Source organism: Streptomyces sp. NPDC044064 (genome assembly GCF_056434245.1).
This window is the reverse complement of sequence record NZ_JBWKFN010000053.1, coordinates 1-20289: the sequence shown is the minus strand read 5'-3', so window position 1 is coordinate 20289 and position 20289 is coordinate 1. Positions and strand designations below refer to the sequence as shown.

Here is a 20289-nt window from a genome sequence, read left to right as displayed (position 1 = left end):
GTTGCGGCACGTCCGGAACATCACATTCGGGGCAGGTCGGTACATGATCACCGCCCGTTCCCCGCACGGCCGCCGGACGTTACCGGAACCGAGTTCGTTCCGTTTCCGAACAGCGGCCGCACCGAGTCCGGCCCGCCGCCCTTTCGGAACCGGAACGATCTCGAACCGTGTCCGTCAGCGCAGCTTCTGCGCCACTTCGGTCGCCCAGTAGGTGAGGATGTTCCGCGCTCCGGCGCGCTTGATGCCGGTCAGGGTCTCGAAGATGGCCCGGTCACGGTCCACCCAGCCCTTCTCGGCGGCCGCCTCGACCATCGAGTACTCGCCGGAGATCTGGTAGGCGGCGACCGGGACGTCCACGCTGTCGGCGACCCGGGCCAGGATGTCGAGGTAGGGACCGGCCGGCTTGACCATCACCATGTCGGCGCCCTCGGCCAGGTCCAGCTCCAGCTCCCGCAGGGACTCGCGCCAGTTGGCGGGGTCCTGCTGGTACGTCTTGCGGTCGCCCTGCAGCGAGGAGGCGACGGCCTCCCGGAAGGGGCCGTAGAAGGCGGAGGAGTACTTGGCGGTGTAGGCGAGGATCGCGACGTCCTCCCGGCCGATCTGGTCCAGGGCGTCGCGGATGACCCCGATCTGACCGTCCATCATGCCGCTGGGGCCGACCACATGGGCGCCGGCGTCGGCCTGCACCTGGGCCATCTCGGCGTACCGCTCCAGGGTGGCGTCGTTGTCGACCCGCCCCTCGGCGTCGAGGACACCGCAGTGCCCGTGGTCGATGGTCTCGTCCAGGCACACGTCGGACATGACGAGCAGGTCGTCGCCGACCTCGGCGCGCACATCGCGGATGGCGACCTGGAGGATCCCGTCCGGATCGGTCCCCGGGGTGCCGAGCGCGTCCTTCTTGCTCTCCTCCGGCACGCCGAACAGCATGATCCCGGAGATCCCGGCCTCCACCGCCTCGGCGGCCGCCTTCTTCAGGCTGTCGCGGGTGTGCTGGACGACGCCGGGCATGGCCGCGATCGGCACGGGCTCGCTGATGCCCTCGCGGACGAAGGCGGGGAGGATGAAGTCGGCCGGGTGCAGCCGGGTCTCGGCGACCATTCGGCGCATGACGGGGGTGGTGCGCAGCCGCCGGGGACGCGTACCGGGGAAGGATCCGTACTTCGTCATGGCTTCTACGCTACGCCCGGGCGCGGGCTCCTCTTGCCGACGGCCTGTCGACCGGCGCCGGGCCTGCGCGCAGGCCGGCAGGAGGAGCCCGCGCTCAGGACGCGGAGTGCCGCCAGGCCACGACGGTCGGCTTCGTCCCCCTGGACTGCGCCACGCCCTCGACGGCGAAGGCGGGGCCGGTCGCGACGCCTGCGGTCAGCAGGCCCGCGGCCAGGGCGCAGGCGATCTCCACCCCGCTGGTCGCCTCCAAGTACCGCAGCACGTCCGCGACATGAGCCCGCACCGTGCGCGGGCTGATGAAGAGCTTCGAGGCGATCTCCGGATCGGACAGCCCGCCGGCCACCAGTTCGGCGACCTGGCGCCGGCGTGAACCGAGGCCCGGCAGCAGCCGCGCCCACTGCCGATGACCGGCGACCATGCCCTCCAGCGGCAATTCCTCGCACCCCATGCGGCCTCCGTCCCCCTTGCCCCACCCCGCGGCATGGACATTGCATAAAGAACGCGAAGGACATGTGCGGAACGGCTCCCCGGGCCGCGGGAAACCTGGCCGCCGGCATCGACAACTCCCGCTCCATACAAACATTTTGCGGACTCCTGGCCGTCCCTGGATGCGTACGCCTTCCCGGCGTTCTACGCGCGTGGTGGCATGCACGCGCCACTCCCCCCACCGTGAGTTCCCTCTCCCCGATCAGGAGTCACGCATGCTGTGGAAGGTCCTCGGCCGGGCGGGCGTCGCCCTCGCGGCCGGCACCGCCGTCGTCGCCACCGCCGTCCCCGCGAACGCCGCGAGCTACTCCGCGTTCGCCTTCTCCCGAAGCGGCAGCCAGCCCACCATCTACGACTTCGTCAACTCGGCCACCAGCACGCTCGACATGACCATGTACGAGCTGGAGGACACGACGGCCGTCAACGACCTCATAGCCCTGAAGAACAAGGGCGTCACGGTCCGGGTCGTCCTGGACCGCCAGCACCAGAGCGCCGACAACGCGGCGTACACGTCCCTGAAGAACGCGGGCATAGGGGTCGTCTGGTCCCCCTCCGCCTTCGTCTACACCCACCAGAAGACGATCACGGTGGACGGCACCAAGTCCCTGATCATGACCGGGAACCTGACCTCCCAGTACTACACGACCAGCCGTGACTACGGCGTCTTCGACGACGACACGAGGGACGTGGCGTCCGTGGAGAAGGTCTTCAACGCCGACTACGCGGGAACGTCGATCACCCCCACGGACGGCGACCACCTGCTCTGGTCCCCCACCGACTCGCGCAGCCGCCTGGTGTCACTGATCAACGCCGCCACCAGGACCCTCGACGTCGAGGAACTCGAACTGAGCGACAGCACGGTGGTCAACGCCATCGTCGCCCGGGCCAGGGCGGGCGTGGCGGTACGCGTGGTCCTGGAGAACCCGTCCAGTTACTCCAGCCAGGTCTCCGCCATCAAGTCCGCGGGTGGCAAGGTCGTGGGCTACTCCGACCCCAGCGGCTTCTACATCCACGCCAAGGCGATGGTCGTCGACTACGGCCTCTCCACCCAGGAAGTGGAAGCAGGCTCCATGAACATCAGCAGCAACTCCCTGAGCAGCAACAGGGAGCTCGGCATCATCCTCACCGGCACAGGCGTGGCCCAGCCGGTGGCCTCCACGATCGAGACGACGTTCGACAGCGACTACGCGGGCGGCACCGCGGCATGACGAACCGGGGTTCCAGGGGGCCGCAGCCCCCTGGAACCTCAGGTCGTCGTACGGCGCCTGCGCGCCCCGGGACGCCGCTCGCTCGGCCGGGTCACCGGGTCCCCCGCCTCCAGGGCGGCAGCCCTCCGCTTGAGACCGAAGTCGGCCAGCGCTTCCGCCAGCTTCAGCACGGACGGCTCCGGAGCCATGACATCGACCCGCAGCCCGTGCTCCTCGGCCGTCTTCGCCGTGGCCGGACCGATGCACGCGATCACGGTGACGTTGTGCGGCTTGCCCGCGATACCCACCAGGTTCCGGACAGTCGAGGACGACGTGAAGAGAACGGCGTCGAAGCCACCCCCCTTGATCGCCTCCCGCGTGTCCGCCGGCGGCGGCGAGGCCCGCACGGTCCGGTAGGCCGTGACGTCGTCGACCTCCCAGCCCAGCTCGATGAGCCCGGCGACCAGGGTCTCGGTGGCGATGTCGGCACGGGGCAGGAAGACACGGTCGATCGGGTCGAAGACCGGGTCGTAGGGCGGCCAGTCCTCCAGCAGACCGGCGGCCGACTGCTCCCCCGAAGGCACCAGATCCGGCTTCACACCGAAGTCGACCAGCGCCTTGGCCGTCTGCTCACCCACCGCGGCCACCTTGATGCCCGCGAAGGCCCGGGCGTCGAGCCCGTACTCCTCGAACTTCTCCCGCACGGCCTTGACCGCGTTCACCGAGGTGAAGGCGATCCACTCGTACCGCCCGGTGACGAGCCCCTTCACGGCCCGCTCCATCTGCTGGGGCGTCCGCGGCGGCTCGACGGCGATCGTCGGCACCTCGTGCGGCACCGCGCCGTAGGACCGCAGCTGGTCGGAGAGCGACGCCGCCTGCTCCTTCGTACGCGGCACGAGCACCTTCCAGCCGAACAGCGGCTTGGACTCGAACCACGACAGCTGGTCGCGCTGGGCGGCGGCGGAACGCTCGCCGACCACGGCTATCACCGGTCGGCCGCCGTCCGGCGACGGCAGCACCTTCGCCTGCTTCAGCGTCTGCGCGATGGTGCCGAGCGTCGCCGTCCAGGTCCGCTGACGGGTCGTCGTACCGGCGACCGTGACCGACATCGGGGTGTCCGGCTTGCGGCCCGCCGCCACCAGCTCTCCGGCGGCCGCCGCCACCGCGTCCAGCGTCACCGACACGACCACCGTGCCGTCGGAGGCGCCGACCTCCGTCCAGCAGCGGTCGGAGGCGGTACGGGCGTCCACGAACCGGACGTCCGTACCCTGCGCGTCCCGCAGCGGCACACCGGCGTACGCGGGCACGCCGACCGCGGCCGCCACACCCGGTACGACCTCGAAGGGCACACCGGCGGCGGCACAGGCGAGCATTTCCTCGGCCGCGTACGTATCTAGTCCCGGGTCCCCGGACACCGCACGGACGACCCGCCTGCCGCCCCGTGCGGCCTCCATGACAAGATGAGCGGCATCCCGGGCAGGGGACGGGACCGCAGCGGTTGTTGACGCGCCGTCAACGACCGTGAGTTGCGGCGTACCCGAGCCCGGCGGCGACACCGAGGAGGAATCCCCGTCCGTTCGCACCACGGAGACGCCCTGCCGGGCGTGCGTCCGGATCACGTCGAGCACCTCGTGCTCGGCGATCAGGACGTCCGCGTTCGACAGTGCCTCCACTGCGCGCAGAGTCAGCAGTCCCGGATCCCCGGGTCCGGCACCGAGGAAGGTGACGTGCCCGTGTTCCGGACCGGTGGGAAGGGTGGTGGGGCTCACTGTGCTCGCTCCCCCATCAGACCGGCCGCACCCTGGGCGAGCATCTCGGTGGCGAGTTCGCGACCGAGTGCCACCGCCTGCTCATCCGTCTGGGGCACGGGACCGGTGGTGGACAGCTGCACCGTACGGGTGCCGTCGGTCGTGCCGACGACGCCGCGCAGGCGCATTTCGTTGACAATCTGCCCGTCGGCCTGGGAGTCCCCCCGCTCGAGCGGAGCCGAGAGGGGGGGAAGGTCGGCCAGCGCGCCCACAGGGGCGCTGCAGCCGGCCTCCAGGGCGGCGAGCAGTGACCGTTCGGCGGTCACGGCGACCCGGGTGAACGGGTCGTCGAGCTCACCGAGCGCCGCGATCAGGTCCGCGTTGTCCGCGGCACACTCGATCGCCAGGGCCCCCTGGCCGGGGGCGGGCAAAACCGTGTCGACCGACAGGAAGTCGGTCACCTCGTCGATCCGGCCGATCCGGTTCAGTCCGGCGGCGGCCAGTACGACGGCGTCCAGCTCGCCGTCGCGGACGTATCCGATCCGCGTGTCGACGTTGCCGCGGATCGCGACCGTCTCGATGTCCAGGCCGTGGGCGCGCGCGTATGCGTTCAGTTGCGCCATGCGGCGGGGGGAACCGGTACCGATGCGGGCGCCCCGCGGGAGGTCCGTGAACTTCAGCGCGTCCCGGGCGACGATCACGTCCCGCGGGTCCTCGCGCTCGGGGATCGCGGCCAGCACCAGCTCGTCGGGCTGCGTGGTCGGCAGGTCCTTGAGCGAATGAACCGCGAAGTCCACCTCGCCCCTCAGCAGCGCGTCGCGCAGCGCCGTGACGAACACACCGGTGCCGCCGATCTGCGCGAGCGCCTCGCGGGAGACGTCGCCGTACGTGGTGATCTCGACCAGCTCGACGGGCCGGCCGGTCACCCGGCTCACGGCTTCCGCCACCTGCCCGGACTGGGCCATGGCGAGCTTGCTCCGCCTCGTCCCCAGTCGCAGTGCCTTCTCAGTCATGCCGGTCGGTCCTTCTTGTCTGTGCTGTCCTCGGCCCGGGAGACGGCGGCCACCGTCTCGGGGTCGAGGTCGAACAGGGTGCGCAGCGCGTCCGCGTACCCGGCGCCGCCGGGCTCGGCGGCGAGTTGCTTGACCCGTACCGTCGGCGCGTGCAGCAGCTTGTCGACGACCCGGTGCACGGCCTGCCGGATCTCGCCGCGCTGGCGTTCGTCCAGGTCGGGCAGGCGGCCGTCGAGCCGCGCGATCTCACCGGCGACCACGTCGGCGGCCATGGTGCGCAGCGCCACGACGGTCGGCGTGATGTGCGCCGCCCGCTGTGCCGCGCCGAAGGCCGCGACCTCGTCGGAGACGATACGCCGGACCTGGTCCACGTCGGCCGCCATCGGCGCGTCCGCGGAGGCCTCGGCGAGAGACTCGATGTCCACCAGCCGCACCCCGGCCAGCCGGTGCACGGCCGCGTCGATGTCGCGGGGCATGGCGAGGTCGAGGAAGAACACGGCCGGGGCCGGCCGCGGGATGACGGCGGCCGGTTCCGGCTTGCGGCGCTCGGGGATACGGCCGACGGTCGCGGCCGTGGCGGCGAGCGCGGTGATCAGCTCGGCGTCGGCCTCGGGACTGCGCCGGGCCGCCTCCCGCCGGTCCACGGTGCCGTTGTCGACCCAGGCCGCGTGCTGCTCCAGGGTGGCCGCGTCCATGCCCGCCACGGCGGCCTCGCCGAGCACGGAGAAGCCGGTGGCCCCCTGCACGGCGGCCAGGTCCAGCGGGCAGTTCTCCTCGGTGCCGACGCCGGTGGCCGGCAGCGCGGCCTTCACGGCCGTACGAGCACCGTCGCCGAGGTCGGCCACGGGCTGTCCGGTGCGGCCCTCGACCGCCTGCGCGACCGCCTCGGCCGTCAGGACAAGGCCGGTGGCGCCGGTGCAGGAGACGACGATGTCGGCACGTGTCAGCTCGTCCGGCACGGCGTCCATCCGTACCGCACGGGCCGTCACCGTCGCATCGTCCGCCTCGGTGAGGATCTGCGCGAGGCGCTCGGCGCGCTCGACGGTGCGGTTGGCGACGACGACCTCGGCCACCCCGGCACGCGCGAGCGTGGCGGCGGCCAGGGACGACATCGACCCGGCACCGATGACCAGGGCCCGGCGGCCCCCGGCCCATTCCTTGACGTCCCCGCCCGCGGCCAGCTGCTCCAGGCCGAAGGTGACCAGGGACTGGCCGGCCCGGTCGATGCCGGTCTCGGAGTGGGCCCGCTTGCCGACCCGCAGGGACTGCTGGAACAGGTCGTTCAGCAGCTTGCCGGCGGTGTGCAGCTCCTGGGCGCGGGCCAGGGAGTCCTTGATCTGCCCGAGGACCTGCCCCTCGCCGACGACCATCGAGTCCAGACCGCAGGCCACCGAGAACTGGTGGTGGACGGCCCGGTCCTCGTAGTGCACGTAGAGATACGGCGTCAGCTCCTCGAGGCCGACCCCGCTGTGCTGGGCGAGCAGTGTGGACAGCTCGGCGACACCGGCGTGGAACTTGTCCACGTCGGCGTACAGCTCGATGCGGTTGCAGGTGGCGAGCACCGCGGCCTCGGTGGCCGGCTCGGCGGCGACCGTGTCCTGGAGCAGCTTGACCTGGGCGTCCACGCTCAGCGCGGCCCGCTCCAGCACGCTGACCGGGGCGCTGCGGTGGCTCAGACCCACGACGAGGAGACTCATGCCGGCATCACGGCGGGTACGTCCCCGTCGGGCCCCTGGTCGGCGGAGTCGTCGGCGGCCGCGCCACGGGGAGCGGCCGCGGGCAGCGGGCCGCCCTCGGCGGTCTCCTCGCCGGCCTTGCGCTGCTCGTGGAAGGCGAGGATCTGCAGCTCGATGGAGAGGTCGACCTTGCGCACGTCGACGCCGTCCGGGACGGACAGCACGGTCGGCGCGAAGTTCAGGATGGAGGTCACCCCGGCGGCCACGAGCCGGTCGCAGACCGGCTGGGCGGCACCGGCCGGGGTGGCGATGACACCGATGGAGACCCCGTTGTCCTTGATGATCTTCTCGAGGTCGTCGGTGTGCTGGACGGGGATGCCCGCGACCGGCTTTCCGGCCATCGCCGGGTCGGCGTCGATCAGCGCGGCGACCCGGAAGCCACGGGAGGCGAAGCCGCCGTAGTTGGCCAGGGCGGCACCGAGATTACCGATACCGACGATGACAACCGGCCAGTCCTGGGTCAGGCCGAGTTCACGGGAGATCTGGTAGACGAGATACTCCACGTCGTAGCCGACACCGCGCGTTCCGTAGGAGCCCAGGTACGAGAAGTCTTTGCGCAGCTTGGCGGAGTTGACCCCCGCCGCCGCGGCCAGTTCCTCGGAGGAGACCGTGGGTACCGAGCGCTCCGACAGTGCGGTCAGGGCTCGGAGGTACAGCGGAAGCCGAGCGACGGTGGCCTCGGGAATCCCTCGGCTACGGGTCGCCGGTCGGTGTGTTCGGCCAGTTGCCACGGTGCTCCTGCGGGTTGAGCGGGGCTGCAGGCGGTCATACGTCCCCAGACCGCCCCGTCGACAGCAGGCTATGTCTTTGTGAACGCGTGCACAAAGATGGTGTCCGATTTGCCCGGCCAACGTGACCGGGGTCACGCGCGTCATCCCTGGGCCCTTCCTGGGGGCAAAACCGACACACTCCTCGTGAATCCCGCCCCCGAGACCAAACCGCCGTCGATCCTAAGGGACGTTCGGTGCGGTCTTGTACTACTCGGTCAGTTCTTTGCGGAGGCGGCCCTCATCCACCCGCCAGAAGGTGTGCTGCCGGCCGTCGACCAGGACCACGGGGATCTGCTCCCAGTACTGGTCGTGGAGCTGCCGGTCCTGGGTGATGTCCTTCTGTTCCCAGGGGACGCCGAGTTCACCGCAGACCTTCTCGATCACCGCCTGCGCGTCGTCGCACAGATGGCAGCCGGGCTTGCGGATGAGCGTGACCAGCCGCTCCTGCGGGGCGGTCCTACGCCGGAAGAGGGGACTCATGTCGGCCATTCTCGCGCTTCTTTAACGACGCGGACGCGGAGAGTTCACACCCTTCCAACCTCTCGACTCCGGAACCACCGAACAAACTGGCTATGCTCACGCCATGGCCGCTCTCGGATGGCTCACTCCCCGTAGGCGCTCCGCCACGGCGCGGAGCGTGTTGGCAGGCGAGGCCTCGGCTGAGGCCGCCCGCAAGTCCTCGCTGGAGGCGCAGGAGGCACAGGAGGCCGCGCAGGCCGCCGAACAGGAACCGGAGTTCCCGGTGATCGGCGACGACCGGGCCGCCGCCTTCTTCGACCTCGACAACACCGTGATGCAGGGCGCCGCGCTGTTCCACTTCGGCCGGGGCCTGTACAAGCGGAAGTTCTTCGAGACCCGCGACCTGGCCAGGTTCGCCTGGCAGCAGGCCTGGTTCCGGCTGGCCGGCGTCGAGGACCCCGAGCACATGCAGGACGCCCGCGACTCCGCGCTCTCCATCGTCAAGGGCCACCGCGTCGCCGAACTGGAGACGATCGGCGAGGAGATCTACGACGAGTACATGGCCGACCGCATCTGGCCGGGCACCCGCGCCCTCGCGCAGGCCCACCTGGACGCGGGCCAGAAGGTGTGGCTGGTCACAGCCGCCCCCGTCGAGATCGCCCAGGTCATCGCCCGCCGCCTCGGCCTGACGGGCGCGCTCGGCACGGTGGCGGAGTCGGTCGACGGCGTCTACACGGGCAAGCTGGTGGGCGAACCGCTGCACGGCCCGGCCAAGGCGGAGGCGGTACGGGCGCTGGCCGCGGCGGAGGGTTTCGACCTCTCCCGCTGCGCCGCCTACAGCGACAGCCACAACGACATCCCCATGCTGTCCCTGGTCGGCCACCCCTACGCGATCAACCCCGACACCAAACTGCGCAAACACGCCCGCGAAAAGGACTGGCGCCTGCGCGACTACCGCACGGGCCGCAAGGCGGCGAAGGTGGGCATTCCGGCGGCGGCGGGCGTCGGAGCGGTCGCCGGTGGCACCGCGGCAGCGATCGCACTGAGCCGGCGTCGTCGATAGCCCCGCACATGACCAGCGGGTGATCGCCGCCGGCCTGCGGGCCGCCCTTCGGCTGCAGGCCGTCCTTCGGCTGCAGGCCGCGGGGGCCGGTCGCGCCCACTCGGCGGATCCGCACATCCATACAGCCCCACGCCCGGCCGCGCCGCCGGGCCACTTGTCATGCGCTCATGGGCGCCGAATCGTGTCGCCTGCTGCCGGATTATGCCTGCCTTTCCCCAACACGCCCCCCACTTCGCCGAAAACCGCCCTTTTCCGATCAACAACCGGTCACCCTACGGCACTTGAAGGGTCGTCAATCGGTTACGGAAGCGACGCAATCGATGATTTGAGCAACTCGGTGTAGCAGTGCCTGCACGAAGCGTTATTCTCCTCAGACGCAAACCGGCACTCCTCCGTCGCTACGACGGGTGAATGGTCCGGTACTGCATGTGATGGAAGCTCTGCCTCTGGGAGTCCCGTGTACCCACACGTCGGGGTTGACGCCTCGGGCCTGGCTACGCTGCGCGCGACAGTCGCGGCGGTCAAAGAGACGCTGCGCGGCGTCGTCCCCACCGCGTACCCCGTCCCCGCCTTCGCCACCGCCGGAGCACCCGTAGGCCCGTGCTACGCACTGGCCGAGGGCAGCGCGGCGGTCGGCAGACGCGGTCGCACGTCCGGCGCCACGACCGCCCGTCGGCCGGCCGCCGACAGCGACAGCGCCCGGATGATGGACCTCGTGGAGCGCGCCCAGTCCGGCGAGGCCGAGGCCTTCGGACGGCTCTACGACCAGTACAGCGACACGGTGTACCGGTACATCTACTACCGGGTGGGCGGCAAGGCGACCGCCGAGGACCTCACCAGTGAGACCTTTCTGCGGGCGCTCCGGCGGATCGGCACCTTCACCTGGCAGGGCCGCGACTTCGGCGCCTGGCTGGTGACGATCGCCCGGAACCTCGTGGCGGACCACTTCAAGTCCAGCCGGTTCCGCCTGGAGGTCACCACCGGCGAGATGCTCGACGCCAACGAGGTCGAGCGCTCCCCGGAGGACTCCGTCCTGGAGTCCCTCTCCAACGCCGCGCTCCTTGACGCCGTACGCCGGCTCAACCCTCAGCAGCAGGAGTGCGTGACGCTCCGCTTCCTCCAGGGCCTCTCGGTCGCCGAGACCGCCCGGGTGATGGGCAAGAACGAGGGCGCCATCAAGACCCTCCAGTACCGAGCCGTGCGCACCCTCGCCCGGCTCCTGCCGGACGACGCCCGCTGACGTCCGCCACTCAGGGCGACGGCGGGCGACGTTCAACTCACGTTCCGTGAACACCCGTTGCCAATCCGACCCGATCATCCGCCGTCCGTAACCCAAGTGCCGAGCCGCTCGTTGTGCGGGATACAGGCTCCCTGTGGTCACGTCCTGGCCGACCCTGATCGCTCGATCGTGTGGAAGTGGTCGTGGGCGTGCAACCCTCAGGACCCCCTGGGGAGTCGACGGTGATGACGAGAGGAGGTGCCGCCAGTGATCGCGAACGTATCGGCCCACCGGCGGGCGAACGCCTTCGCCCACGCCCTGGAGGAGCAGTCCGACCGGGACACGGCGGCCGAGCAGTCCGCAGCGGCGGCGGATCCGCCGCCGACCGCCGAGGAAGGCACCGGGCAAGGCGAGTTGTTGGCCCTCGCGGCGGGTCTCGGCGCACTGCCCAGGCCGAAGCTCGACCCCGAGGTCAAGGTCGTCCAGCGCGCCCAGCTGGTGGCCGCGATGGAGGCCATGCTCCAGGAGGGGACCGGGGCGGCGGGTGCGGCGGTGCCCGAGCAGCGCAGCCGCGGCCGAGGGGCGCACCGGGCGAGCCCGCTGGGCAAGCTGCGGCCGCGTTCGAGACTGACCAAGGGGCTCGCCGCGGGCGGGCTCAGCGTCGGTGTGGCCGCCGGAGCCTTCGGCGGGGTCGCCGCCGCGAGTTCCGACGCGCTGCCCGGCGACTCGCTGTACGGCCTCAAGCGCGGCATCGAGGACATCAAACTCAACTACATGAGCGACGGGGACGACGAGCGCGGCAAGACCTACCTCGACCAGGCCTCCACCCGGCTGAGCGAGGCCCGTCGGCTGATGGAGCGCGGCCGCGGCGGTCACCTCGACCACGAGTCCATCGGCGAGATCCGTCGCACCCTGTCCGGCATGCAGCAGGACGTGACCGAAGGACACCGCCTGCTGCACGCGGCCTATGAGCGCGACCCCGGCTCCCTGGGCCCCATCCAGGCCCTGGACTCCTTCTCCCGGTCGCACCGCGAGGCCTGGAGCCTGCTCAGCGACAAGCTGCCGGTGCAGCTGGGAGACGTCAAACAGCAGGTGTCGTCGGTGTTCGACGCCATAGACCAAGAGGTCGCCCCGCTGCAGTCCCTGCTCCCGCAGCCGCCGGCCCAGACCGGTGGGGGCACACGACAGGGCTCCGGCTCGGCGTCCACCGGCACCTCCGGCACCCACCGCGCGACCGCACCCAGCTCCGGCGACACCCCCTCCTCCGGCAAGCACACGGGCGGCTCCGGCAGCCCCAGCGGCTCCGCCACGGGCGACAGCGGAGGCGGCCTGATCGGGGGCGACACGGGCGGCCTGCTCGACCCGCCGAAAATCGGCAACGACGGCGGCACCCCGTCCACCACCAAACCGCCGCTGCCCGAGCCGGACGTCACCCTCCCGCCGCTCCTCCCGGGCCTGCTGCCCGGCCTCGGCATCGACGGCGAGGACGCGAGCTAGCCCCACAGGAGAACAGCAGTGGGGGCGCCCCTTTCCGAGCAGGGGCGCCCCCGCTGCCGTACACCGCTCAGAAGAACACCGACCGCCGCTGCACCAGCAACTTGTAGAGCGTGTGCTGGATCTGCTCCCTGACCTGGTCGGTCAGGTTGAACATCAACATCGGGTCCTCAGCCGCCTCCGGCGGATAGCCGTCCGTCGCGATCGGCTCGCCGAACTGGATCGTCCACTTGGTCGGCAGCGGAATCGCCCCGAGCGGCCCCAGCCACGGGAACGTCGGCGTCAACGGAAAATACGGGAAACCCAGCACCCGGGCGAGCGTCTTGGAGTTGCCGATCATCGGGTAGATCTCCTCGGCCCCGACGATCGAGCACGGGATGATCGGCGCGCCCTGCCGCAGCGCCGTGGAGACGAAACCGCCCCGGCCGAACCGCTGCAGCTTGTACCGGTCGCCGAACGGCTTCCCGATGCCCTTGAAGCCCTCCGGCATCACCCCGACCAGCTCCCCCTGCCCCAGCAGCCGTTCGGCGTCCTCGGCGCAGGCGAGGGTGTGCCCCAGCTTGCGGGCGAGTTCGTTGACCACCGGCAGGACGAAGACCAGGTCCGCCGCCAGGAGCCGCAGATGGCGGCCCGCCGGGTGGTTGTCGTGCACGGCAACCTGCATCATCAGGCCGTCGAGCGGCAGGGTCCCCGAGTGGTTGGCGACGATCAGCGCCCCGCCCTCGGCCGGGATGTTCTCGATGCCCTTCACCTCGACCCGGAAGTACTTCTCGTACACCGGCCGCAGCAGCGACATCAGGACCTGGTCGGTCAGCTCCTCGTCGTAACCGAAGTCGTCGACCTCGTAGTCCCCGGTGAGCCGGCGGCGCAGGAAGGCCAGGCCGCTCGCGATGCGGCGGTCGAGCCCACCGTCGTGCCGCGGCCCGGCAGGCGGCTGTTCCTCCCTGGTCACAGAGACATCATCCTGCTCGGCGGCCCTGGTGGGCAGGGGCTGGACCTCCCGGACCGGCGCGGGCTCGCCCACCGCGCCGCGCCTGCTGCCCGCGCTCCGGCGCCGCGAGGGCCGCTGGGCGGCGCTCCCACGGGACCGGTCGTCGTCGAACGGAATGACCTTGGCGTCCGCCATCGTTGCTGCGCTCCTCAGTTGGCGCTCTGCGTCGGAAGGTGCCCGCTGCCCTTCGCGGCAAGCGTGGCGATCCGGTCGACGGCCCCCGCGAGGGCCTCCGGCGGCAGCAGCCCCGGTCCCTGGCTGCGCGCGAAGTCCGCGAACGTCTCCGCCGTCGTGTACTTGGGCCGGAAGCCCAGCGTCTCGCGCATCTGGTCCGTGGCCACCACCCGGCCGTGGGTGAGCAACCGGATCTGCTCCGGCGAGAAGTCCGTCATGCCCAGCGTACGCACCAGGGAACCGGCCCAGGTGACCGCGGGGAGCAGCAGCGGCACGATGGGCCGCCCGAGCCGCCGCGAGCACTGCGACAGCAGCAGCACGCCGTCGCCGGCGATGTTGAAGGTGCCGCTGTTCAGGGTGCCCCGGCGCGGCTCGTGGGAGGCGATCCGCAGCACCTCGATGACGTCGTCCTCGTGCACGAACTGCAGCCGGGGGTCGTAGCCGAACACGGTCGGCAGGACCGGCAGCGCGAAGTACGAGGCGAGCGGGGTGTCCGCTGTCGGCCCGAGGATGTTGGCGAAGCGCAGCACGCACACGGCGACGTCCGGCCGCCGCCGCGCGAACCCGCGGACATACCCCTCGACCTCCACCGCGTCCTTCGCGAACCCGCCGCTCGGCAGCGACTTGGGCGGCATCGTCTCGGTGAACACGGCCGGATCCCGCGGCGCGGACCCGTACACGTTCGTACTGGACTTCACCACCAGCCGCTGCACGGTCGGCGACTTCTGGCAGGCGCCCAGCAGCTGCATGGTGCCGATGACGTTGGTCTCCTTGACCGTGGCCCGGCTGCCGCTGCCCAGCGCGGTGCCGGTCACGTCCATGTGGACGACCGTGTCGGCGCCCGCCTCGGCGAGCACCCGGGCGATGGTGGGCTGTCTGATGTCAGCCTGGATGAAGTCCGCCCCGCCCAGATGGTGCGCCGGCGGCACCGCGTCCACGGCGATCACCCGATCCACCTCGGGGTCCCGCTGGATCCGCCGCACGAACCGGCCGCCCAGCTGTCGGGCCACTCCGGTGACGAGCACGACCTTTCCCAAGATCAGCGCCTTCCTTCCCGCGTTACCCGTGTGCGGCCAACCTAGCGGGTCGATGTTGCGCTGTGATGACCGCCCGATGCACGAGGTGACGGAAATTCCCCAATCGGAATATGCCGAGTACCCCTGCACCGGGTACCCCGGACATGACTGTGGCCCCCCGCCCTTAAGGACGGGGGGCCACAGGGACACGCTCTCGCGGCGCCGCTTACTTCTTGTTGCGGCGCTGAACGCGCGTGCGCTTGAGCAGCTTGCGGTGCTTCTTCTTGGCCATCCGCTTGCGCCGCTTCTTGATAACAGAGCCCACGACTACCCTCGCTCACTTCTCATCACTCGGTTGTTTGGGCGCCATGGGCCCACACGACCTACGAGGGGCTAGCCTACCCGTCCGAGCGCCGAGGTCGTAATCGAGGGGTCTTCCGGGGTTACCGGAAGCGTCGTCAGACCGTCTCCACCCCCACATAACTCTCGCGAAGGTACTCGTGTACCGCTTGCTCCGGGACGCGGAAGGACCGCCCCACCCGGATCGCGGGCAGATGACCGCTGTGCACCAGCCGGTACACGGTCATCTTCGACACTCGCATCACCGAGGCGACCTCCGCCACGGTAAGGAACTGAACCTCGTTCAGAGGCCTCTCGCCAGCTGCAGCCATGACACACCTGAACCTTCCGCACTCGACGGCCACCGGCTTCCCCTTCCGGTGACTCTTCGTCGTTGCGTGCTCACTCCCCAATGTAGGGGCGGGTGATGCGAGTGGGGAAGAGGTGCACCCATCGGCGGCCTACTGTGACAGACACGCTCGATTGAGTACGTAGTGGGTAAGCGGCGAGTAGTAACTAGACCGCACAGCGTCATCAACCGGAACGGCGACGGACACGACCCCCTCCGCCTCCCCCACAAAGAGCGCCGGGTCATCCGTATCCGCGAGACCAATGGCCTCAAACCCCAGCTGACCTGCCCCGCAGACCCAGCCATGGTCACCGATCACCAGCTCGGGCAACGGCCCGCCGGCGTCCGCGGCGGCCGCCAGGGCGACCCTAACCGGCAGTGGTGAATGACAGTGGACACCCGGCTCACAACCGGGGCGCTCGCCCTCCGGTTCTCGCACCAAGGCAACACCTCGTACGTAGTCCAGGCGGTACGTACGTAGACCGAACCGGGTCAATATGTCGACACGGCGACCCTGCGCCGGGGTGAGCACCTCACACCCCGCCGCCGACAGAGCGTCCGCCAAGCCGCCGTAGAACCCGAGCAGCCGATGCGGATGCCCGGTCCCGAGCAGCACCGGCACACCCCGCCGGGCCGCACTCCCGACCCGCTCCGCGAAGGCGTCCAACGCGGCGAGAGTCCGCCCGGGATCGATCACATCCGGCCCGGACGTGTGCCGGGGATCGGCCGAGACCCCACACTTCTCGGCCATCAGAGCCAGCAACTCCCCCGGGCCCCAGAACCGTTCGGGATCGATTCCGATCAACACCCGCGGATCCCGGGCAGCGAAGAGCCGATAGCTGCGAAGACTGTCCTCCCGGGAGGTGCCCACCTCTCCGGCCATCCGGACAGCCAGCAGATGCGCGCGGAGGGCATCGGCGGTCAACACGGGTGCGATGGTGACTCATTGGGGGGTACAACGGCGCAGGGAACGGTGAAAGACCGCACGGTTGGCGTAACGGGTTCCTTCTTGGGCGCCTTCTCAGCCGACCGGGACGGGTGCGCGGGTGGGAAACGGGGGTCCAGGTGGCGGAGCCCCCTGGACGCTCACGGCAGCAGACCCCGCAGCGGAAACACAGCCCGCCGAGCAGCCAGCACAGCCTGATCGACCCGATCGGCGGGGTCGTACCCCGCCGACCACGAGGCGAACGACACCGGCCACCGCCCATCGGTCATCCGCTGCGGAGCCAACTGCCGGGTCCGGGCGAACACTTCCTGCCGCCACCCCTCGGGAATCATCGCCTCGGGAGCGACCTCCCGCCCCGCGGCGATCCCCACCAAATGGGTCCAGGAGCGCGGCACCACCTCCACCACCGCGTACCCACCGCCCCCCAGGGCGACCCACTTCCCGTCCGCGTACTCGTGCGCCAGCTCGTGACAAGCCACCTGCACGGCACGCTGTGCATCCAACGACACGGCGAGGTGCGCCAGCGGATCCTCGAAGTGCGTGTCGGCCCCGTGCTGCGAAACGATCACCTGCGGCCGAAACTCCGCGAGCAGCTCCGGCACCACGGCGTGAAACGCCCGCACCCACCCCGCGTCCCCGGTCCCCGCCGGCAGCGCCACGTTCACCGCGGCACCCTCGCCCGCCCCGGCCCCGGTCTCCTCCGGCCACCCGGTCTGCGGGAACAACGTACGGGGATGCTCGTGCAGCGAGATCGTCAGAACCCGCGGATCCTCCCAGAACGCGGCCTGCACGCCGTCCCCGTGATGCACGTCGACATCGACATAGGCGACCCGCTCGGCCCCCAGCTCCAGCAACCGCGCGATCGCGAGCGACGCGTCGTTGTAGACACAGAACCCCGACGCACCGCCGGGCATCGCATGATGCAGCCCTCCGGCGAAGTTCACGGCGTGCAGCGCGTCCCCCCGCCACACCGCCTCCGCGGCCCCCACCGACTGCCCCGCGATCAGCGCGGACACCTCGTGCATCCCGGCGAAGGCGGGATCGTCCAGCGTCCCCAGCCCGTACGCCCCCTGCGCCGACCCGGGATTCGCCGACGCGGCCTTCACGGCACGGATGTAGTCCTCCCGGTGGACCAGCCGCAGCGTCGACTCCCCGGCCGGCTTCGCCGCGACGACCTCCAGCTCCCGGTCGAGCCCGAAGGCACCCACCAGTTTCCGGGTCAGCTCCAGCCGGACCGGATCCATCGGATGGTCCGGGCCGAAGTCATAGCCCGTTACTGCCTCGTCCCACATCAGCTGTGCGCGGCCGCTCATGCCCGCCACCGTATCGGTCCGGTTGAGCCGCGAACGACCTGGCGTACACCAACGTCACCAGCACCAACACCATCGGCACCAGCATGGCGCCCCGGTAGCTCCAGGCGTCCCCGAGCGCCCCCACGAGCGGCGAACCGATCAGGAACCCGACGTAGTTGAAGATGTTGAGCCGGGCGATCGCCGCGTCCGAAGCCCCCGGGAACAACCGCCCCGCCGCCGCGAACGTCTGTGGCACCAGCACACACAGCCCCAGCCCCAGCAGGGTGAACCCGAGCATCCCGAGCCACGCGTCCGGCGCCACGGACACCACCGCGAACCCTCCGGCCGCCACCAGCGCCCCGAGCCGTACCACCGCGGCCGCCCCGAACCGCCGTACCCCGAGGTCCCCGATGGCCCGCCCGGCCAGCGTGGTCACCATGTACACGTTGTACGGCACCGTCGCCAGCTGCTCCGAGCTCCCGAGGACGTCCTTCAGATACTTCGCGCTCCAGTTGGAGACCGTCGAGTCCCCGATGTAGGCGAAGGTCATCACCAGGCACAGCGGCAGCAGCAGCTTGAAGACGACCGTGCCACCACCCTGTTCCTCCGCCACCGGCGCCGCGTCCCCGTCGACGTACCACCGGCTCCCCACCAGCGTCGCCGGCAGCAGCACGGCCACCACCGGCAGATACGACACCCACAGCGCGAGGTGCCAGTGCGCCCCGGCCCAGGCGAGCGAGGCCCCGACGATCCCGCCCAGGCTGTAGGCGGCGTGGAAGCTCAGCATGATGCTGCGCCCGTACGTGCGCTGCAGGCTCACCCCGAGCATGTTCATGGAGGCGTCCAGCGCCCCCACGGCCAGCCCGAACGCGGCCAGGGCGAGCCCCACCTCGGCCATCACCCCGCCGGCCCCGACCCCGAGCAGCGCCAGCAGCACCACCGGCTGGGACCAGCGCAGCAGTCGGCTGGGCCGTATTCGCTTGACCAGCTGCTCGGTCGTCACGCTGCCGACCCCGGCGAGGATCGGCACGGCGGCCAGGAAGACCGGCAGCAGCGCGTCGGAGATGCCGTACCGGTCCTGGATCGCCGGGATGCGCGTCACCAGCAGCGCGAAGGTGGCACCCTGCGCGAAGAAGCTGAACGCCAGCGAGGCCCTGCCGCGCCGCAGCACATCAGTCATGGCGGCGAGCGTAGGGCCCCGGGCTACCTGTGGGTAGATCCAGCCAAAGATGAATTTCCTTCAGCTTTACCGAGCGGAGGATCAGGCGGCGACGGCGACCGCGGGCGCCTCGGCCCGGCCGGCCTCGACCTCGGCGACCAGCATCTTCTCCATCGGATCGATGGCCAGGCCACCACTGATCACGATGGCGATCCCCATCGCACCGAGCATGATGACCGTACCGAGCCACACCATGGTGTCCACGGGGATGGTGTACGCGCCCACGACCCGCACGACGCACTCGGCCAGCAGCGCCAGACCCCAGACGACGGAGAACGCCCGCTCCTTGCTCCGGAAGGCCGCGGACCCGGCCACCGCCCCGGACATCAGCCGCTCCCAGGCGGCCTCCTTGGCAGCGTCCCCCTTCACCAGGAAGGGCTTCATGCCGGCCGTCATCATCGGCCTTCCGAGCCGGACGGAGACCAGGATCCCGATGGCGACCGTACTGCTGATCCCGCTGTCCTTGGCGAGCATCAGCCGCGGGTCACCGGAGACGAAGCTCAGCAGCAGCGAGACGACGTTGACGACCAGGATGAGCCCGGCCAGGCCGTTCACCTTCCGCTCCTTCGTCAGGCTCCACAGGGTCCGCACCGCCGGCACCACGCTGCTCCAGGCGAGCGCCGCGAAGGTGCTCATCCCGAAGCCGTCCTTGAACAGGTAGTACGAGCCGAGCGGCACCGCCACGTCCAGGAGCAGTGGCCTGAAGTTGTCGAGCACGCTCGGGTTCTGCTTCCGGTCGTCGCTGCGGCCCTGGATCCCCGTGTTCTTCGTCATGCCCTCAGCTTGGCTGCCGGGAGGGGTCCGCCAGTAGGCACGAACGTCCGGAGGTCAGCATGACAAATGTCAGCGCCGAGCCGATGGCTCGGGTCATACCAGCAGGTCAGCCAACTCCCCCATGCTGGAGAAGAGTTGGTTCGCGCCGGTGAGCCGGTCGGCCGGCGTCATCGCGGTGTACCCGTACACGTCCATCCCGGCCGCCACGGCCGCCTGCACGCCCAGCGGAGAGTCCTCGACGACGGCACACCGATCCGGGGCGACACCCATCCGTTCGGCCGCGTAGAGGAAGAGATCGGGCGCCGGCTTGCCACGTCCCACATCCTGCGAACTGAAGATCCTCTCCTCGTCGAACCACCGGTCGAGTCCGGTGGTCCTGTGCCCCACCCGGATCCGTTCATGACTCCCGGAGGAGGCGACGCAGTACGGCACCCCGTCCGCGACCAGCTTCTCCAGCACGACATCGGCGCCCGCCACGGGCTTCAACTCCCGCTCGAACGCGGCGAACACCCGTGCGTGGAAGACATCGTCGAAGTCCTCGGGCAGCCGCTGCCCGGTCCGCTCCAGGACCAGCTCGTGAATCCGGTGCATCGCCGACCCCATGTAGTCCCGGATGGAGTCCTCGTACGACGTCGGGTGCCCCAACTCGGTCAGATAGGCGGCCAGGTGCCGGTTGGATATCGGCTCGCTGTCCACCAGGACACCGTCGTTGTCGAAGATGATCAGGTCGTAGCGCATACCTCGACCCTAAAGGACCCTGAACGCAGAAAACCCCCGCATCCGAAGATGCGGGGGTTTTCTCAAAATTTGTTCGGCGGCGTCCTACTCTCCCACAGGGTCCCCCCTG

20 protein-coding genes are annotated in these 20289 nt (G+C 70.3%); 4 read left to right on the top strand and 16 right to left on the bottom strand.

Annotated elements, in window-relative coordinates; genetic code table 11:
- Positions 1-174 precede the first annotated feature (174 nt).
- Both hemB and AC07DS_RS44880 read right to left on the bottom strand, forming a co-directional pair.
- Positions 175-1167 (bottom strand): porphobilinogen synthase, encoded by a 993-nt coding sequence (gene hemB, locus AC07DS_RS44885; RefSeq protein WP_145884931.1) that lies wholly within the window; start codon positions 1165-1167, stop codon positions 175-177.
- 94 nt (positions 1168-1261) lie between these two features.
- Positions 1262-1615, bottom strand: a complete 354-nt coding sequence (locus AC07DS_RS44880; RefSeq protein ID WP_479154499.1) for a LuxR C-terminal-related transcriptional regulator — start codon at positions 1613-1615, stop codon at positions 1262-1264.
- A 253-nt stretch (positions 1616-1868) separates the two neighbouring features.
- On the opposite strand from AC07DS_RS44880, the gene AC07DS_RS44875 reads away from it, so the two are divergent.
- A complete protein-coding gene (locus AC07DS_RS44875; protein WP_479154498.1) occupies positions 1869-2861 on the top strand; it encodes a phospholipase D-like domain-containing protein in 993 nt (330 codons plus the stop codon).
- Positions 2862-2899: 38 nt separating this feature from the next.
- On the opposite strand, the gene AC07DS_RS44870 is transcribed toward AC07DS_RS44875, so the two are convergent.
- From AC07DS_RS44870 to AC07DS_RS44850, 5 genes are all read right to left on the bottom strand, one after another.
- Positions 2900-4609 carry a bifunctional uroporphyrinogen-III C-methyltransferase/uroporphyrinogen-III synthase gene (locus AC07DS_RS44870; protein ID WP_479154497.1) on the bottom strand — a complete coding sequence of 570 codons (1710 nt, stop codon included), beginning with the start codon at positions 4607-4609 and terminating at the stop codon, positions 2900-2902.
- A complete protein-coding gene (gene hemC / locus AC07DS_RS44865; protein ID WP_479154496.1) occupies positions 4606-5601 on the bottom strand; it encodes a hydroxymethylbilane synthase in 996 nt (331 codons plus the stop codon). Before hemC ends, AC07DS_RS44870 begins: the two co-directional genes overlap by 4 nt.
- Entirely contained in the window at positions 5598-7298 is a 1701-nt protein-coding gene (locus AC07DS_RS44860) for a glutamyl-tRNA reductase (protein ID WP_479154495.1), read from the bottom strand. The genes hemC and AC07DS_RS44860 overlap by 4 nt, the downstream gene beginning before the upstream one ends.
- A complete protein-coding gene (locus tag AC07DS_RS44855) occupies positions 7295-8068 on the bottom strand; it encodes a redox-sensing transcriptional repressor Rex (protein WP_145884935.1) in 774 nt (257 codons plus the stop codon). Before AC07DS_RS44855 ends, AC07DS_RS44860 begins: the two co-directional genes overlap by 4 nt.
- Before the next feature lie 246 nt (positions 8069-8314).
- Complete coding sequence (locus tag AC07DS_RS44850) at positions 8315-8596, bottom strand: glutaredoxin family protein (RefSeq protein ID WP_479154494.1); 282 nt, start codon at positions 8594-8596, stop codon at positions 8315-8317.
- A gap of 94 nt (positions 8597-8690) precedes the next feature.
- Between AC07DS_RS44850 and AC07DS_RS44845 the strand changes: the two genes are divergently transcribed.
- The 3 genes from AC07DS_RS44845 to AC07DS_RS44835 all read left to right on the top strand — a co-directional run bounded on the left by AC07DS_RS44845 (position 8691) and on the right by AC07DS_RS44835 (position 12345).
- Entirely contained in the window at positions 8691-9629 is a 939-nt protein-coding gene (locus AC07DS_RS44845) for an HAD family hydrolase (RefSeq protein WP_479154493.1), read from the top strand.
- Between the two features lie 457 nt (positions 9630-10086).
- Positions 10087-10869: an ECF subfamily RNA polymerase sigma factor, BldN family gene (locus tag AC07DS_RS44840; RefSeq protein WP_479154492.1), complete on the top strand. Its 783-nt coding sequence runs from the start codon at positions 10087-10089 to the stop codon at positions 10867-10869.
- Between the two features lie 246 nt (positions 10870-11115).
- Positions 11116-12345, top strand: a complete 1230-nt coding sequence (locus AC07DS_RS44835) for a DUF5667 domain-containing protein (RefSeq protein ID WP_479154491.1) — start codon at positions 11116-11118, stop codon at positions 12343-12345.
- A 67-nt stretch (positions 12346-12412) separates the two neighbouring features.
- Here the strand turns inward: AC07DS_RS44835 and AC07DS_RS44830 are convergent, their stop codons facing one another.
- The 9 genes from AC07DS_RS44830 to AC07DS_RS44790 all read right to left on the bottom strand — a co-directional run bounded on the left by AC07DS_RS44830 (position 12413) and on the right by AC07DS_RS44790 (position 20180).
- Positions 12413-13468, bottom strand: a complete 1056-nt coding sequence (locus AC07DS_RS44830) for a lysophospholipid acyltransferase family protein (RefSeq protein WP_479154490.1) — start codon at positions 13466-13468, stop codon at positions 12413-12415.
- A gap of 14 nt (positions 13469-13482) precedes the next feature.
- Positions 13483-14544: an NAD-dependent epimerase/dehydratase family protein gene (locus tag AC07DS_RS44825; protein ID WP_479154489.1), complete on the bottom strand. Its 1062-nt coding sequence runs from the start codon at positions 14542-14544 to the stop codon at positions 13483-13485.
- A 205-nt stretch (positions 14545-14749) separates the two neighbouring features.
- Complete coding sequence (locus AC07DS_RS44820) at positions 14750-14848, bottom strand: 30S ribosomal protein bS22 (protein ID WP_003948845.1); 99 nt, start codon at positions 14846-14848, stop codon at positions 14750-14752.
- 133 nt (positions 14849-14981) lie between these two features.
- Positions 14982-15194: a helix-turn-helix domain-containing protein gene (locus AC07DS_RS44815; RefSeq protein ID WP_159045100.1), complete on the bottom strand. Its 213-nt coding sequence runs from the start codon at positions 15192-15194 to the stop codon at positions 14982-14984.
- Between the two features lie 129 nt (positions 15195-15323).
- Positions 15324-16139, bottom strand: coding sequence for a phosphatase (locus AC07DS_RS44810; RefSeq protein ID WP_479154488.1), 816 nt, complete (start codon positions 16137-16139; stop codon positions 15324-15326).
- A 158-nt stretch (positions 16140-16297) separates the two neighbouring features.
- On the bottom strand, positions 16298-17470 hold the full coding sequence (locus AC07DS_RS44805; protein WP_479154487.1) for an acetoin utilization protein AcuC: 1173 nt from the start codon (positions 17468-17470) through the stop codon (positions 16298-16300).
- Entirely contained in the window at positions 17421-18629 is a 1209-nt protein-coding gene (locus AC07DS_RS44800; RefSeq protein ID WP_479154486.1) for an MFS transporter, read from the bottom strand. Before AC07DS_RS44800 ends, AC07DS_RS44805 begins: the two co-directional genes overlap by 50 nt.
- Before the next feature lie 81 nt (positions 18630-18710).
- Complete coding sequence (locus tag AC07DS_RS44795) at positions 18711-19442, bottom strand: VC0807 family protein (RefSeq protein WP_479154485.1); 732 nt, start codon at positions 19440-19442, stop codon at positions 18711-18713.
- 93 nt (positions 19443-19535) lie between these two features.
- Complete coding sequence (locus tag AC07DS_RS44790) at positions 19536-20180, bottom strand: HAD family hydrolase (protein ID WP_145884946.1); 645 nt, start codon at positions 20178-20180, stop codon at positions 19536-19538.
- Positions 20181-20289: the final 109 nt, after the last annotated feature.